Origin of the sequence: Mycobacterium deserti, from assembly GCF_025345615.1 — a bacterium.
Lineage (GTDB): Bacteria > Actinomycetota > Actinomycetes > Mycobacteriales > Mycobacteriaceae > Mycobacterium > Mycobacterium deserti.
The window spans coordinates 259,518-272,621 of sequence record NZ_JAODWD010000007.1 but is presented as its reverse complement, the minus strand read 5'-3'; the positions used below and the strand labels follow the sequence as shown (position 1 = coordinate 272,621).

General features: G+C 65.3%; 13 protein-coding genes. 9 read left to right on the top strand and 4 right to left on the bottom strand.

Annotated features, from left to right (window positions below):
- The first annotated feature begins 8 nt into the window (after nucleotides 1-8).
- Genes N4S67_RS26980 through N4S67_RS26965 form a run of 4 tightly spaced genes read left to right on the top strand, consistent with a single transcriptional unit; the run spans nucleotide 9 to nucleotide 3,654 of the window.
- Entirely contained in the window at nucleotides 9-1,007 is a 999-nt protein-coding gene (locus N4S67_RS26980; RefSeq protein ID WP_260996113.1) for an alpha-ketoacid dehydrogenase subunit beta, read from the top strand.
- Nucleotides 1,000-1,236, top strand: a complete 237-nt coding sequence (locus N4S67_RS26975; protein ID WP_260996112.1) for a biotin/lipoyl-containing protein — start codon at nucleotides 1,000-1,002, stop codon at nucleotides 1,234-1,236. Before N4S67_RS26980 ends, N4S67_RS26975 begins: the two co-directional genes overlap by 8 nt.
- 14 nt (nucleotides 1,237-1,250) lie before the next feature.
- A complete protein-coding gene (locus N4S67_RS26970) occupies nucleotides 1,251-2,114 on the top strand; it encodes an enoyl-CoA hydratase-related protein (protein ID WP_260996111.1) in 864 nt (287 codons plus the stop codon).
- A 25-nt stretch (nucleotides 2,115-2,139) separates the two neighbouring features.
- On the top strand, nucleotides 2,140-3,654 hold the full coding sequence (locus N4S67_RS26965) for an acyl-CoA synthetase (RefSeq protein WP_260996110.1): 1,515 nt from the start codon (nucleotides 2,140-2,142) through the stop codon (nucleotides 3,652-3,654).
- A 5-nt stretch (nucleotides 3,655-3,659) separates the two neighbouring features.
- Here the strand turns inward: N4S67_RS26965 and N4S67_RS26960 are convergent, their stop codons facing one another.
- Together N4S67_RS26960 and N4S67_RS26955 are read right to left on the bottom strand one after the other, a co-directional pair.
- Nucleotides 3,660-4,817, bottom strand: coding sequence for a Zn-dependent alcohol dehydrogenase (locus N4S67_RS26960; RefSeq protein ID WP_260996109.1), 1,158 nt, complete (start codon nucleotides 4,815-4,817; stop codon nucleotides 3,660-3,662).
- Nucleotides 4,814-6,049, bottom strand: a complete 1,236-nt coding sequence (locus N4S67_RS26955; protein ID WP_390893536.1) for a cytochrome P450 — start codon at nucleotides 6,047-6,049, stop codon at nucleotides 4,814-4,816. Before N4S67_RS26955 ends, N4S67_RS26960 begins: the two co-directional genes overlap by 4 nt.
- Nucleotides 6,050-6,137: 88 nt before the next feature.
- Here N4S67_RS26955 and N4S67_RS26950 point away from each other — a divergent pair, with 88 nt between their 5' ends.
- From N4S67_RS26950 to N4S67_RS26935, 4 genes are read left to right on the top strand one after another with little or no spacing between them, the layout of a single operon-like run.
- Nucleotides 6,138-6,494, top strand: coding sequence for a Rieske (2Fe-2S) protein (locus N4S67_RS26950; protein ID WP_260996108.1), 357 nt, complete (start codon nucleotides 6,138-6,140; stop codon nucleotides 6,492-6,494).
- Nucleotides 6,491-7,561 (top strand): amidohydrolase family protein, encoded by a 1,071-nt coding sequence (locus tag N4S67_RS26945; RefSeq protein ID WP_260996107.1) that lies wholly within the window; start codon nucleotides 6,491-6,493, stop codon nucleotides 7,559-7,561. The genes N4S67_RS26950 and N4S67_RS26945 overlap by 4 nt, the downstream gene beginning before the upstream one ends.
- Nucleotides 7,558-8,724, top strand: coding sequence for an amidohydrolase family protein (locus tag N4S67_RS26940; RefSeq protein ID WP_260996106.1), 1,167 nt, complete (start codon nucleotides 7,558-7,560; stop codon nucleotides 8,722-8,724). Before N4S67_RS26945 ends, N4S67_RS26940 begins: the two co-directional genes overlap by 4 nt.
- Complete coding sequence (locus N4S67_RS26935; RefSeq protein ID WP_260996105.1) at nucleotides 8,708-9,145, top strand: hypothetical protein; 438 nt, start codon at nucleotides 8,708-8,710, stop codon at nucleotides 9,143-9,145. The genes N4S67_RS26940 and N4S67_RS26935 overlap by 17 nt, the downstream gene beginning before the upstream one ends.
- A 6-nt stretch (nucleotides 9,146-9,151) precedes the next feature.
- Here N4S67_RS26935 and N4S67_RS26930 read toward each other — a convergent pair whose 3' ends face one another.
- Together N4S67_RS26930 and N4S67_RS26925 are read right to left on the bottom strand one after the other, a co-directional pair.
- The gene (locus N4S67_RS26930; RefSeq protein ID WP_260996104.1) at nucleotides 9,152-9,880 is read right to left on the bottom strand and encodes an SDR family NAD(P)-dependent oxidoreductase; all 729 of its coding nucleotides are present in this window, start codon (nucleotides 9,878-9,880) and stop codon (nucleotides 9,152-9,154) included.
- 10 nt (nucleotides 9,881-9,890) lie between these two features.
- The gene (locus N4S67_RS26925) at nucleotides 9,891-10,700 is read right to left on the bottom strand and encodes a FadR/GntR family transcriptional regulator (protein WP_260996103.1); all 810 of its coding nucleotides are present in this window, start codon (nucleotides 10,698-10,700) and stop codon (nucleotides 9,891-9,893) included.
- A gap of 74 nt (nucleotides 10,701-10,774) precedes the next feature.
- Between N4S67_RS26925 and N4S67_RS26920 the strand changes: the two genes are divergently transcribed.
- Nucleotides 10,775-13,102: a CaiB/BaiF CoA-transferase family protein gene (locus tag N4S67_RS26920; protein ID WP_260996102.1), complete on the top strand. Its 2,328-nt coding sequence runs from the start codon at nucleotides 10,775-10,777 to the stop codon at nucleotides 13,100-13,102.
- Nucleotides 13,103-13,104: the final 2 nt, after the last annotated feature.

Sequence of the window (13,104 nt, the reverse complement as noted above, 5' to 3'; positions counted from 1 at the left end):
GACGACGCATGGACGAAAAAGAGATGACGATGCGCGAGGCCCTCAATCTCGCCCTCGATCAGGCGATGGGCGCCGACGACCGGGTGTTCCTCCTCGGCGAGGACATCGCCGATCCCGGCGCGTCCGGCCCCACGGCAGGTCTGTCGACGAAGTACGGGCATGACCGGGTGCTGGACACGCCGATCTCGGAGGCGGCCATCCTCGGAGCTGCCATCGGGGCAGCCATCGAAGGGCTGCTGCCCGTCGCCGAGATCATGATCATGGATTTCATCGGCATCGCGGCCGACCAACTGATCAACAACGCGGCCAAACTGCGGTTCATGACGGCCGGCCGCACGACGGCCCCGATCACGGTGCGCACACAGGTTTACGGCGGACTGGCTACCGGCGCGACACATTCGCAGACGCTGGAGGCGTGGTTCATGCACATCCCCGGGATGAAGGTCGTCGTCCCGTCCACGCCCCGCGACGGCAAGGGGCTTCTGACATCGGCGATCTTCGACGAGGACCCCTGCCTGTTCGTCGAGACGATCCGCCTGCAGAGCCAGAAAGGCCTCGTGCCAGTCGATCCCGGGTTCGCGATACCGCTGGGGCAGGCCGACATCAAGCGCCCGGGTGACGACGTCACGATCATCACTTATGGCCGTAGCGTGCTGGATGCGCTCACAGCGGCGGCGATGCTGGACGAGCAGGGTGTCAGCGCCGAAGTCGTCGATCTGCGCACTCTCGTGCCGCTGGATCAGCAGACCCTGGTCACCTCGGTACGCCGGACCCGCCGCGCGGTCGTGGTGCACGACGCGGTCCAGTTCGCCGGTCCGGGAGCGGAGATCGTCGCGACGCTGCAGTCCCAGTGCTTCGGTCGGCTCGTGGCGCCGATCGAACGCGTCGCAGCCCGCTTCGTGCCCACGCCGGCCGCAGCGGTGCTCGAGCAGCAGATCTACCCGTCACCGCCGCGCATCGTCGCTGCGGTGCAGCGCACCCTGCAAGAGGCGAGTGTGCATGGCTGAGTTCGTCATTCGTATACCCCGCGTGTCGGTCGCCGTTTCTGAAGCGGAGCTCACCGAGCTACTGGTGGAGGCGGGACAACACGTCGAGGAGGGGACCCCGATCTACGTCATCGCCACCGAGAAGGTCGACCAGGAGATCGAAGCCGGCGCCTCGGGGACCGTGCAGTGGACCGGCCGGGTCGGCACCACATACGACATCGGCGCCCAGATCGGCGTGATCACGTCATAACCAAAGGAGGACGGATGGATCTCAACGAAACCCGCGAGAGGATCATCTACGAAAAGGATGGTCCGATCGCGAAGATCACGCTCAACTGGCCCGAGAAGGCCAATGCGCAGGATCAAAAGCTCGCCGAGGAGGTCGACGCGGCGCTGTTGGACGCCGACCGTGACTACGACATCAAGGTGCTGGTCCTGCGGGCCAACGGCAAGGGGTTCTGCTCAGGACACGCGATCGGCAACAACGCGGTCGACTACCCGGCCTTCGTGGAGAACGCGATGAGGACGGGTCATCCGTGGAAGGCGCAGTCCGACCTCTTCGTGAAGCCGACCCTGAACCTGTGGGAGTTCTCCAAGCCGACCATCGCGCAGGTGCACGGCTATTGCGTCGGCGGCGGCACACATATGGGGCTGACCACCGACATCGTCATCGCCTCGGAGGACGCGTACTTCTCGTACCCGCCGCTCCAGGGCTTCGGCATGCCGTCGGGCGAATGCTCCATCGAGCCGTGGGTGTTCATGAACTGGCGTCGCGCCGCCTACTACCTGTTCACCGCCGAGGTGATCGACGCCAAGAAAGCCCTGGAGGTCGGATTGGTCAACGAGGTGGTCAAGCGCGAGGACCTCGACGCGCGCGTCGACACCATCGCCCGCCATATCGCGCAGGCACCGTTGACGACCCTCATGCTCACCAAGGCCAACCTCAAGCGGGCCTGGGAACTGATGGGGATGCGCGTGCACTGGCAAAGTTCGAACGATCTGGTGGCGCTCGCGTCGATCAGCAAGGACGTGCAGGAACTGATCCAGCGAGTGTTCAAGGACAAGATCCTGCCATCGGAGATGGCGCAGCGTCAGGCCGCCGCATCGACCGACGGGGCCGTCTCCTAGCTGACGGGCACGCGAGGAGCACCGGATGGTCTTTGCGGCATGGGATGGGCCTGCGCTGATCGAGGCCGACGGAGAAACCGTCACGTACAGGCAACTGTACGAGCGCAGCCAACGCGTGGCGGCTGCGCTTCACGACGCGGGGCTGCGTCGCGGTGACGGCGTCGCTCTGATATTGCCGAACCGTCGTGAGTTCCTCGAGATCACCTGGGGCTGCCAGCTTTCCGGACTCTACTATTCCGCGGTGAACACCCACTTCACACCGGATGAGGTGGCATACGTCGTCGAAGACTCGGAGGCGAAAGCACTGTTCGTCGATGCGTCGTTGGCCGCCGTGGGGGAACGGATCCGAAACGCCGGCGGTGGCCTACTTATCTGCATCGGCGGTGAACTGCCGGGATGGCGTCGTTACGACGACGCGCTCGCGTCGGCCGGAGCGCCGCCACCGGTGTCGGACGGGTCGGAGATGTTGTACTCGTCGGGTACCACGGGGCGCCCCAAGGCGGTGCGGCGACCGTTGCCGACGGACGGCCAAGGGTCCTGGGCGCAGAAGGTTCTCGAGCACGCGTTGGTTCAGCGCTACGGCATGACCGAACAGAGCGTCTATCTGTCGCCCGCACCGCTGTATCACGCTGCGGGCGTCAACTACACGATGGCGGTACACCGGGTCGGCGCGGCGGCAATCCTGATGCGCAGGTTCGACGCGGAGACCGTACTGCGGTTGATCGAGACCCATCGGGTCACCCATGCCCAATTCGTGCCCACGATGTTTGTTCGGATGCTCAAGCTGCCCGACGCGGTCCGGCGTTCCTACGACGTGTCGAGCTTGAGATGTGTCCTCCACGCGGCCGCACCGTGCCCGGTCGACGTCAAGCGGCAGATGATGACGTGGTTCGGCCCGATCATCCACGAGTACTACGGCGGGACCGAGGGTTTCGCGGGAACGACGATCGGTCCCGAGGAGTGGCTCGCGCATCCGGGCTCGGTCGGCAAGCCGTTCGCCAAGGTGCACGTGGTAGGCGACGCCGGAGTGGAACGTGCGGTCGGCGAGCCCGGCGAACTGTTCTTCGAAGGCGGGCCCGCGTTCGAGTACTTCAAGGATCCTGAAAAGACCGCCTCGGTGAGCAACGCCCGCGGGTGGCGATCACTGGGCGACGTCGGCTACCTCGACGATGACGGATACCTGTACCTGACCGATCGGTCGACGTTCACCATCGTCTCGGGCGGGGTGAACATCTATCCGCAGGAGGCGGAGAACATTCTGGTCATGCACCCCGACCTCGTCGACGCCGCGGTGTTCGGCGTGCCGAACGACGAGTTCGGCGAGGAGGTGAAGGCCGTAGTCCAACCGATCGACGGCCTGGTCGCCGGACCTGAACTCGAGGCCGAACTCATCGCGTACTGCCGCGCACATCTGGCCGGCTACAAGTGCCCGCGCTCCATCGATTTCGACCCCGCGCTGCCGCGCGATCCGAACGGGAAGCTGTACAAGAAGCGGATACGGGAGCGTTACTGGCAGGGACGGGCGACGCGCATCGTGTGACGCGATTAGTTGAGTGCGAAATCGATGACTCCGCGAATGATTTCACCATTCAACAGATCCGCGTAAGCCTCGTTGATGTCGTCGAGCCGATAGCGTCTGGTGATCATCTCGTCGAGTTGCAGCTGACCGCTTTGATAGAGCCGGGCGAGCCGACTGATGTCCGCCCTCGGATTGCACGAGCCGAACACCGTTCCGACGAGATTCTTGTTCCACAAGATGAAGTCCTGCAGGTTGATCTTCGCCGAACGTGTGGTCTGGGCGGTCATCCCGGTGAGCACGCAGGTTCCGCCCTTGCGAGTCAGCTTGAGATAGGAGTTGACGTCGTCGCCCTCGATCAACGACGGCGCGACGACGACGCTGTCCGCCATGACTCCGTAGGTCAGGTCGCGAACCAGGTCGGCGGCTTCGCCGGTGTTCGAAACACTGTGTGTGGCACCGAATTGCAGTGCCGACTTCTGCTTGAACTCCACCGGATCGACGGCGACGACATGTGCGGCGCCGTTGATTCGCGCCGCCTGAATCGCCGCGGTGCCGATACCGCCCGCGCCGATCACGACGACCGTGTCGCCACCGCGAACGTTCGCGCGGTATGCGGCGGAGCCGTAGCCGGTTGGGACCGCGCACGACAACAGGGCGCTCGGCACCAACGGCAGGTGCGGTTCGATCTTGACCAGCGAGTGCTGCGACACCACAGTGTGCCGTGCGAACGCGCCGACCTTGGACAGGTGCCCGAGAGGGCGGCCGTCGGCGGTGTGGTGGCGGAACGTCTGATCGGTCGGCATTCCGGGCTCCATGGTCGCAGCGCCCTCGTCGCAGATGTACTCCATGCCGCTCGCGCACCAGCGACATCGGCCGCACACCGCGACGAAGGACATCACGACGTGGTCGCCGATTGCGAAATCGGTTACCCCGTCGCCGATCTCGATCACGGTACCCGCACCCTCGTGCCCGCCGATCATCGGAAACATCGGGGTCAGGCCGAACTGACGGGCGACCTCGTTGGACACCGACATGTCGCCCTTGAGTATGTGGTCGTCGGAGTGGCACAGGCCTGCGGCGGCCATCTCGACCAGAACCTCGCCGGCGCGGGGGGAGTCCAACTCGAAGTCCTCGACCGACCAGGGCCCGCCGACGTCATGCAGGATCGCAGCGCGGCTTCTCATGCCCAAGCTCGACTTGTCGGATCAGCCGACGTGGCGCGGAAGGTCACGGGAAGGTGCTTGGGGGAGCGGAACGGCATCCCGACGATCCTGGTGTCGTCGTCGGGCAGCAGCGTCAGATCGGTCACGCGATCGAAAAGGCTGTTGAGCATCGCCCGGGTTTCCACCCTGGCCAGATGCATCCCGAGGCAACTGTGGATGCCGCCCGCGAACGAGATGTGGGCGCGCCGCGAACGGTGGATGTCGAATACCTCCGCGTCGGGCCATCGCGATTCGTCGCGATTTGCCGCGCCCATGCACAGGTTGACCTGCGCGCCTTCGGGAATCGTCTGCCCGTGCAACTCGACGTCACGAGTGGTGTTGCGCGCGACCAGAACCAAGGGGGTCTCATACCGGATGCCCTCCTCGATGGCTGCCGGGATGAGGTCACGATCGCGCTGCAGCGCCTCGAGTTGGTCCGGGTGGGTGAGCAACAGCGCCAACAGGTTGCTCGATGAGCGGTAGGTGGTCTCGAGCCCGGCGGGCAGAAGCAGTCGCAGAAACGAGATGATCGCTTCGTCGGTCAGTTTCTCACCGTCGATCTCGGCCGTGACGAGGTCGCCGATGACGTCGTTGGTGATCTCGCTGCGGCGCTGGTCCACCTGTTCCTGAAAGTACGTGCCCAGTTCCACTGACGCTGTCAGGCCGGCCTCGATGTCTTCGGTGATCGAGATCAGGTCCAGTGACAGCCGCCGGAACAGGTCGAGGTCCTCCTGCGGCAGTCCGAGGAGTGCGGCGGTGACCCGGGTGGGGAATTCGAACGTCACCGCCTTCACGAGATCCGCGCCGCCGTCGTCCTTGATCTCGTCGATCAGTTGGTCGCAGATGGGGTCGATCACTTCGGGTTCCCATTGAGCGAGCGCGCTCTGCCGGAAGGCTTTGGCCACCAGGCTGCGATGGTCGTGGTGTTGTTTGCCGTGCATGCCCAGAATCGTCGGCCCGAATACCAGCCCGATCGTTTTGTTGTACATCTCCGAGGCGAACACCTCGTCTTGACGGAACGCTGCGAACACGCTCTCGAAGTCGAACAGCGTCCATACTTCGTCGGTCTTCAGCTCCGGCGGCATCAGGTCGCTCTCCATGAGCGTGCCTCGCCACACCGGCGCTGTTCTGCGCATCTCCGCGAAGTACGGATAGGGATCGTTGACCAGATCGGGTGCGGCCGGCTGATCGTGGGAATCGGCGCTGATCGTCACATATGCCTCCCGGCGGCAGCATTAAGTTAGTGGATCGCCCTATCTTTACTATTTTAGTATTCTAGGTCAAGAAAAACGGAAGGACGCCATGCATCGCCGAGTGGTCTGCGCGATCGAGGACCTGCCACCCGGAAGCATGAAACTGGTGCAGGCCGGAAAGTTCGGAGTGGGCGTCTACAACATCGACGGGGCCCTGTACGCGATCGCGAACTACTGCTCACACGAGGGCGCGCCGTTGTGCGCCGGTTACGTCCGGGGCACCACAGAATTCGCTCCGGAGATGCCCGACCGTGTCCGGCACGTGCGCGCGGGCGAGATCGCCCGGTGCCCGTGGCACCAGTGGGAATTCGACATCACGACCGGAGAGAACCTCGCCGACCCGCGCAAGCGGGTGCGCACCTACGAGGTCGACGTGGCCGATGGGCAGGTGTATCTCACCGCATGAGCGAGCCTCGCGAAAGAATCATCGACGCGTCGGTGCAACCGCATTTCCGCTACAACGCCGAGATCCGGCGCTATCTGGCGGCTCCGCACAAACTGCGGTCGATTCCCGACGTCGAACAACAGTGGTACCAGGCGCCGGGCGGTGACTACCGCCAGGATCTCTACGGCGAGGGCTATCCGGGCTCCGATCCGCAGACGGTGGCCCGCCATCTGTTCGACGAGGGCGGAGCCGACTACGCGGTCCTCAACCCGCTGACCCGCGGCAACATCGCCGACTACCTGCTCAACAGCAGGATCTGTGCGGCGGTCAACGACTGGCTGCTCGACCGTTGGATCGAACCGGACATCACCGGCAGATTTCTCGGCACGATCCGGGTCAATCCCGAGGATGCCAGGGGCGCGGTCGCCGAGATCGAACGGCTGGCAGGCCATCCGAGGATGGTGCAGGTCGGGGTGCCCATGCAGTCGCGGGAACCGTACGGCAAGCCGATGTTCGAGCCCATCTGGGAGGCGGCGGCCGCACACGGGCTACCGGTGGCGGTTCACATCAACGGCGGCAACGGCGTCGACCACGCGCCCACCTTCGCCGGGCATGCGGCCACCTACCCCGGCTACGCCGCCTTCATGCCGCTGAATTCGTTCGTCCATCTGGCGACGCTGATCGTCGAGGGTATGTTCGGCAGGCACCCCGGTCTGCGGTTCGTGTTCGCCGACGGTGGCAGCGACATCCTCACTCCGCTGATGTGGCGGCTCGACACCTTCTGGATGTCGATGCGCGATCAGACACCCTGGGTGGACCGCTATCCGAGCGAGTATCTGCCCGATCACGTGCGCTACTGCACCTCGGCGTTGGACGGCCCGACCGACGAGCGTGATGCCGAGCGGTGGCTAAAGCTCACGGACAAAGCCGACCTGCTCATGTACGGGTCACATTATCCGCACTGGTCGACGTCGGGTCCAAGGTCGGTGGTTGCGGGACTCACCGACACGCAGCGAGAGAAAGTGTTGTGGCGCAACGCGAGTGATCTGTACGGGGTTGGCGCACAGATCGGCGAGGCTGTCCGATGACGAGCATCGAACACGCGAAGGATGTCGTCGCAGCCGACATCGCGGTGACGATCGTCGACACCGACGTGCATCCTATGCCGGTATCGGCCGAGGTGCTGAAGTCGTACGCGCCGGCGCAGTGGAAGGACAAGCTGTGGCCGACCGGCAATGCGGTCGCGCCGATCCCGCACTTCTACGACACCCCCGACTCGTACAAGACCAACTCCATGCGCGTCGACGCCACCCCACCCAACGGTGGGATCGCCGGCAGTGACCCGGATTTCGCCGCCAGGCAGTTGCTCGTCGACGCCGGGGTCAGTATCGCGATGTTGGAGCCCATGTGCGACGCCCAGCTACCGCAGGCCGAACACGTTCTCAAGGCGGCTCACAATGACTGGCTGGCCGACGTCTGGCTCGGGGACAACAACTGGCACGGTCGCTGGCGCGGAGCCATCAGCGTCACCGCCCAGGACCCCGTTGCTGCAGCACGGGAGATCGAGCGATGGGCCGGCCATGCGTACATGGCCGAGGTCCTGATGACCCCCCAGACACGTGGCATCCCGTTCGGCAGCCCGCACTTCGATCCGCTCTACGATGCCGCTGCTCGCCTCGGCCTTCCGGTTGCCACTCATTTGATGGGCCAGACGCCGTTCGAGCTGATCCCGATCTACCCCGTCGGCAACCCGGCCCACTGGCATGACTTCTTCGCGTCGTGGCCGCTGCTCTACGTGTCGCATCTGATGAGCCTGGTGTTCGACGGCGCCTTCGACCGCCACCCCGACCTACGCGTGGTGTTCGTCGAGGGCGGGTTCACCTGGGCGCTGCCGGTGATGTGGCGGATGGACCGAATCTGGCAGCAGCGCAAGGGCGATCTGCCACACGTGAAACGCAAGCCGTCGGACTACGTGCGCGAACACGTGCGCTTCACCACCCAGCCGCTGGAGGACGTCAACGTCGGCGTGTACCGCGAGTATCTGGAGATGATGGACCTCGGCGACAACCTCATGTTCTCCACGGACTACCCGCACTGGAGCTACGATTCGCCGGAATGGGCGATCCGGCGATTTCCCGCCGAGCAGCGGGAGCGAATCATGCGCGGGAATGCGACCGCGCTCTACGGTCTGCCGGAGTCCGTCAAGGCCCTGCCGTCGGAATCGCCGGGCTCCGGTGGCGTCACAGTCTGACGCGGCGCTCGAGGCAGCCCTGCTCGAGCTGGTTGGTGACTACGACCGGCACTGGTCCAGTCTCGATATCACTGGGGTAGCGGACCTTTGGGAACACGCGGATCCAGCGCCGATCTACGTCGGTGATGAATACGCCGCACCGCTGATCGGAGACGACGAGTTGGACCGGCACTGGGCGCGGGTAGGCAGCAGGCTCAAGGCCGCATCCCTGTCATCGACCCTGCACGAGTTCGACGTCGTCGACGACACCGTCGTGCGCGCGCTGCTGCTGTCTCGCTGGCGGTTGACCGATCGGGACGCCGACATCGAGCGCACCGGCGCAAGTTGGATCACCTGGCTGCTCGTGCGGCGCGGCCGGCGGTATCGGATCTTCCACCAGATGGAGTCGCAGGTGTATCTCGCAGACAGCGATGGGGAGTAACGGAACTCAACGTTCGCCCGTCGTCTTCGCCGCCCGTCGCTCGACCTCGAGCGGTACCACCGGAGCGCGGGCCGACGGACCCCGGGTGACCGCGTTGAGCCTGATCTCCGGTAGGTCGACGGACGGGTCGAGCGTGTCGAGCCAGGCGACGGCATCGGCGACATCGGCGGCGCGTATCGCGTACATCTCGAACGGAACATCGGCCAGCATGTCCGTTTCGACCGGACCCGGCGTCACGACGTGGACGTTGATGCCGTCCCGATCGACCTCTTGTGCGAGTGCACCGGCGAAGGCGTTCATACCGGCCTTTGACGCCGAGTACGCGGTCCGCGCACGCATCGGTTCATGGGCCGCCGAAGAGGAGATGAATACAAAGCGTGCACCCGCCTTCATCCGAGGCAGTGCGGCCGACGTGACCACGAAACAGGAATCCAAATTTGCCGCCATGGTGGTGCGCCACTGCGCGAAAGTCTGCTTGCGCGCGTACGTTCCGCCGAGAACGCCGGCTGCGTGAACCACGATCCCGATTTCACCTGCGGCCTGCACCGCGGGTTCGAACTTCGCGGGATCGGTCGCGTCGGCGACGACGAAGCGCGCGCCCATCTCTTCGGCTGCGGCGCGCAGCGGTTCCTCGCGGCGGGCAGTGAGGAGGACGTCGTAGCCCAACTGAGTCAGTCTGCGACCACACGCCTTTCCGATGCCACCGCTGCCGCCAGTGATCAGGGCCGTTCGCACGCAACAGCCTTCAGCGCTTGCGCCGCGCCAGCGCTTGCGGAGACAGCGCAACGATCCTCTGCTCGGGATCGCTCTCCATGAAGTAGGCCTGCGTGTCTGACAGGTGGCGCGCCGCGAGCTTGCGGGCGCGATCGGCGTCACCCGCCTCGATGGCGTCGGTCATCTTCGTGTGAGTCGTCAGCGCGATGCGGCGCTTGTTCATCGACGGATACTCGCCCCGCGCCGCGGTCTCCTCGGCCCACCAGTTGAGGTGCCCCGTCCACAGCGTCTCGAGGCTGCCGACCACCGCAATCATCGTGTGGTTGCCGCAACCTCGAACGACCTCGTCGTGGAACTGCCCGCCGATTTCGGTGAATCGCGCCCCGTCGTCGATGTGCTCGGACATCGCATCGTTGATTTCTTTGAGCTTGGGCACCAACGTCTCACCGCGATCGGGGCGACGAGCAGCAAGGGCCGCGCACATCGGTTCGAGTTCCTGAAGTGCGGTGCCGAGATCGGCCAGTGGCACGTAGTCGCTCTGCAGAAGCAGCCCCAGCATGTAGGCCGCGCTGGCCTTCGCTGGTGCGTGCACCACGGCGCCGCCACGGTTGCCGCGTCGCACCGAGACCAGGCCCTCGGTCTCGAGGATTCGCAAGGCTTCTCGCAACGACACCAGACTGACGTTGAACTGCTCGACGAGCAACTCCTGGCGGGGCAGCAGGTCGCCGTCGGACAGTTCACCGTCGATGATCTGCCTGCGGAGTTCATCGGCGACGATCTCGGCCGTCCTGCGCGCACCGAGCCGGCGTCGCGCCTCAGGCCCAATCCCCAGTGTTGTCATGTCGTAACGATGTTAACAGTGGCAGCCCGGCTACCAGGCCTCTACCGAGCCGCTATCTGGCAAAAGTTACTAAGATGACAAAGAAACCACCGGAGGTTGTGCCTGTGAGCGACGAAGCATCGACCCCGCTTCGTGACGTTCGAGTCGTCGAGATCAGCGACCGGATCGCGGGCGCCTACTGCGGCAAGCTGCTGGTCGACGCGGGCGCCGAGGTCGTGTTGGTGGAACCGGTGAACGGCGACGCGATGCGCCACGCCACCGCGTCCGGGGCTGCGGTGCCGCCTGGCCGAAATTCGCCGTTGTTCGATTACCTGAATGCCGGGAAGCGCAGTGTTACAACGATTTCCGAAGAAATGATGACTGGGGCCGATATCGTCGTCGTTACCGCGTCACAGTCCGTCGCGGACCAGATCGGGGTGAATCCGCAGCGGTTAGGCGACCTCGCGCCGCACCTCATCGTCGTCACGATCTCGGACTTCGGCTGGACCGGCCCGTGGGCGGAGCACCCGGCGTCGGAGTTCACGCTGCAGGCGTGGTCCGGGCTCACCGGCTTTCGTGGCGACCCCGCGGGTCCGCCGATCTCCATAGGCGGCGAACTGGGGGAGTACATGTGCGGCGTGTGGGCCGCATACGGCGCGCTAGCGCTCCGTCGCGGCGTCCGCACCGGCGGGCCCGGCGGGCATCTCGACCTGTCCATGCTCGAGGCGATCACCCTGATGCAAAGCGGCGAGTGGCTGCACTCTGCGTTGCTTGCGGTGCCGCCGATCAAGCGTTCCGTCGAAGTGCCTTCGGTCGAACCGGCCAAGGACGGCTACGTCGGGATCAGCATGGTGACAGGTCAGCAGTGGCTCGACTTCGCGGCGATGGTCGACTGTCCCGAGTTCACCGAGATCCCGCAGTTGCAGTTTCAGACCGGGCGGTGGGACTACCGCGACTGGATCCGCGAGCGCATCGGCCCCTGGATGCGCGAGCGCACCGTCTCCGAGATCGTCGAGCTGGGCCAGCTGTTCAGATTGCCACTGGCTCCGCTGGGCAACGGCTCGACCATCCCCCAGATGGATCACCTTCAGGAGCGGGGCGTGTACGTCCAGAACCCCGCGGGTTTCCGCCAGCCGCGCCCGCCGTGGTTGATGTCGCACGCGCGACCGGCGCCGATTCGGCCCGCACCCCGCGTCGGCGACGCTGGCGACGATTTCCGTTGGAAGCCGAGACCGGCGGTGGCGGCATCGGACGGCGGCCTTCCGCTCGCGGGGTTGCGTGTCATCGACTTCACCGCCTTCTGGGCCGGGCCCTCGGCGACCCACTCCCTTGCGGCGTTCGGCGCGGACGTCATCAAGGTCGAGTCGATTCAGCGCCCGGACGGCATCCGCTATTCGGGTGGCATGCGAAAGGACGTCGACGACTGGTGGGAGTACGGGTGGGTGTTTCACGCCATGAACACCAACAAGCGGTCGGTGACCTTGGACCTGCAGACCGCAGACGGAATCCGCCTGGTGAAAGAACTGATCCGTAAGGCCGACGTCGTCATCGAGAACTTCTCGCCGCGCGTGATGGAGCAGTTCGGGCTGGGCTCCGACGCGCTGCTCGAAACAAATCCACGGCTGGTGGTCGTGCGCATGCCGGCGTTCGGGTTGTCAGGTCCGTGGCGGGACAGGGTCGGCTTCGCTCCGACGATGGAGCAGATCGCCGGACTGGCCTGGGTGACCGGGATGCCGGACGGACCGCCCGTCGCGCCGCGCGGTGCGTGCGACCCGCTGGCGGGCGCGCATGCCGCGTTCGCACTTCTCGCCGCGCTCGAGTTCGGCGAACGAACCGGCCGGGGCCAGCTCGTCGAGGTCCCGATGGTCGAGACTGTACTCAACGTAACCGCCGTGCAGACAATGGAATTCGAGGTTTTTGGAACGATCCTCGAACGCCGGGGAAATCGCGGGCACTCGGCCGCGCGACAGGACCTCTACCGCTGCGCAGGCGATGACGACTGGGTCGCGGTGACCGCCCGCACAGACGAAGAATGGAACGCGCTGACCATGCTGGTGGACGGTCCCGACGCCGACCTCGGGCAGTGGTTCAGCGGTCAGGACGCAGCAACCGCCGTCGACCGTCTTCGCGAAGCCGGAATACCGGCCGCCGTGGTGATCTCACCGTCCCTGGTGACCGACAACCCGCAACTGGTCGAACGTGGCTTCTTCGAGCAGCTCGATCATCCGAGCACCGGGCCGGGCCTGTACCCCTGCCCGCCGTTCGCCCGGCTGGATGGAGCAGACCGGTGGCTGTCGCGCCCCCCGCCCACACTGGGTCAGCACAACGACGAGATCCTGGGTCAGCTATGTGGACTCGACGAGGCGGAGCTGCAGCGGCTGAGGTCAGAGGGCATCATCGGCACCAGGCCGAAGGGGCTGTGACG

What these genes read in the sequence shown, in the direction of transcription:
- N4S67_RS26980 (WP_260996113.1), top strand. Translation starts at nt 9, where the DNA reads ATGGACGAAAAAGAGATGACGATGCGCGAGGCCCTCAATCTCGCCCTC.
- N4S67_RS26975 (WP_260996112.1), top strand. Translation starts at nt 1,000, where the DNA reads ATGGCTGAGTTCGTCATTCGTATACCCCGCGTGTCGGTCGCCGTTTCT.
- N4S67_RS26970 (WP_260996111.1), top strand. Translation starts at nt 1,251, where the DNA reads ATGGATCTCAACGAAACCCGCGAGAGGATCATCTACGAAAAGGATGGT.
- N4S67_RS26965 (WP_260996110.1), top strand. Translation starts at nt 2,140, where the DNA reads ATGGTCTTTGCGGCATGGGATGGGCCTGCGCTGATCGAGGCCGACGGA.
- N4S67_RS26960 (WP_260996109.1), bottom strand. Translation starts at nt 4,817, where the DNA reads ATGAGAAGCCGCGCTGCGATCCTGCATGACGTCGGCGGGCCCTGGTCG.
- N4S67_RS26950 (WP_260996108.1), top strand. Translation starts at nt 6,138, where the DNA reads ATGCATCGCCGAGTGGTCTGCGCGATCGAGGACCTGCCACCCGGAAGC.
- N4S67_RS26945 (WP_260996107.1), top strand. Translation starts at nt 6,491, where the DNA reads ATGAGCGAGCCTCGCGAAAGAATCATCGACGCGTCGGTGCAACCGCAT.
- N4S67_RS26940 (WP_260996106.1), top strand. Translation starts at nt 7,558, where the DNA reads ATGACGAGCATCGAACACGCGAAGGATGTCGTCGCAGCCGACATCGCG.
- N4S67_RS26925 (WP_260996103.1), bottom strand. Translation starts at nt 10,700, where the DNA reads ATGACAACACTGGGGATTGGGCCTGAGGCGCGACGCCGGCTCGGTGCG.
- N4S67_RS26920 (WP_260996102.1), top strand. Translation starts at nt 10,775, where the DNA reads ATGACAAAGAAACCACCGGAGGTTGTGCCTGTGAGCGACGAAGCATCG.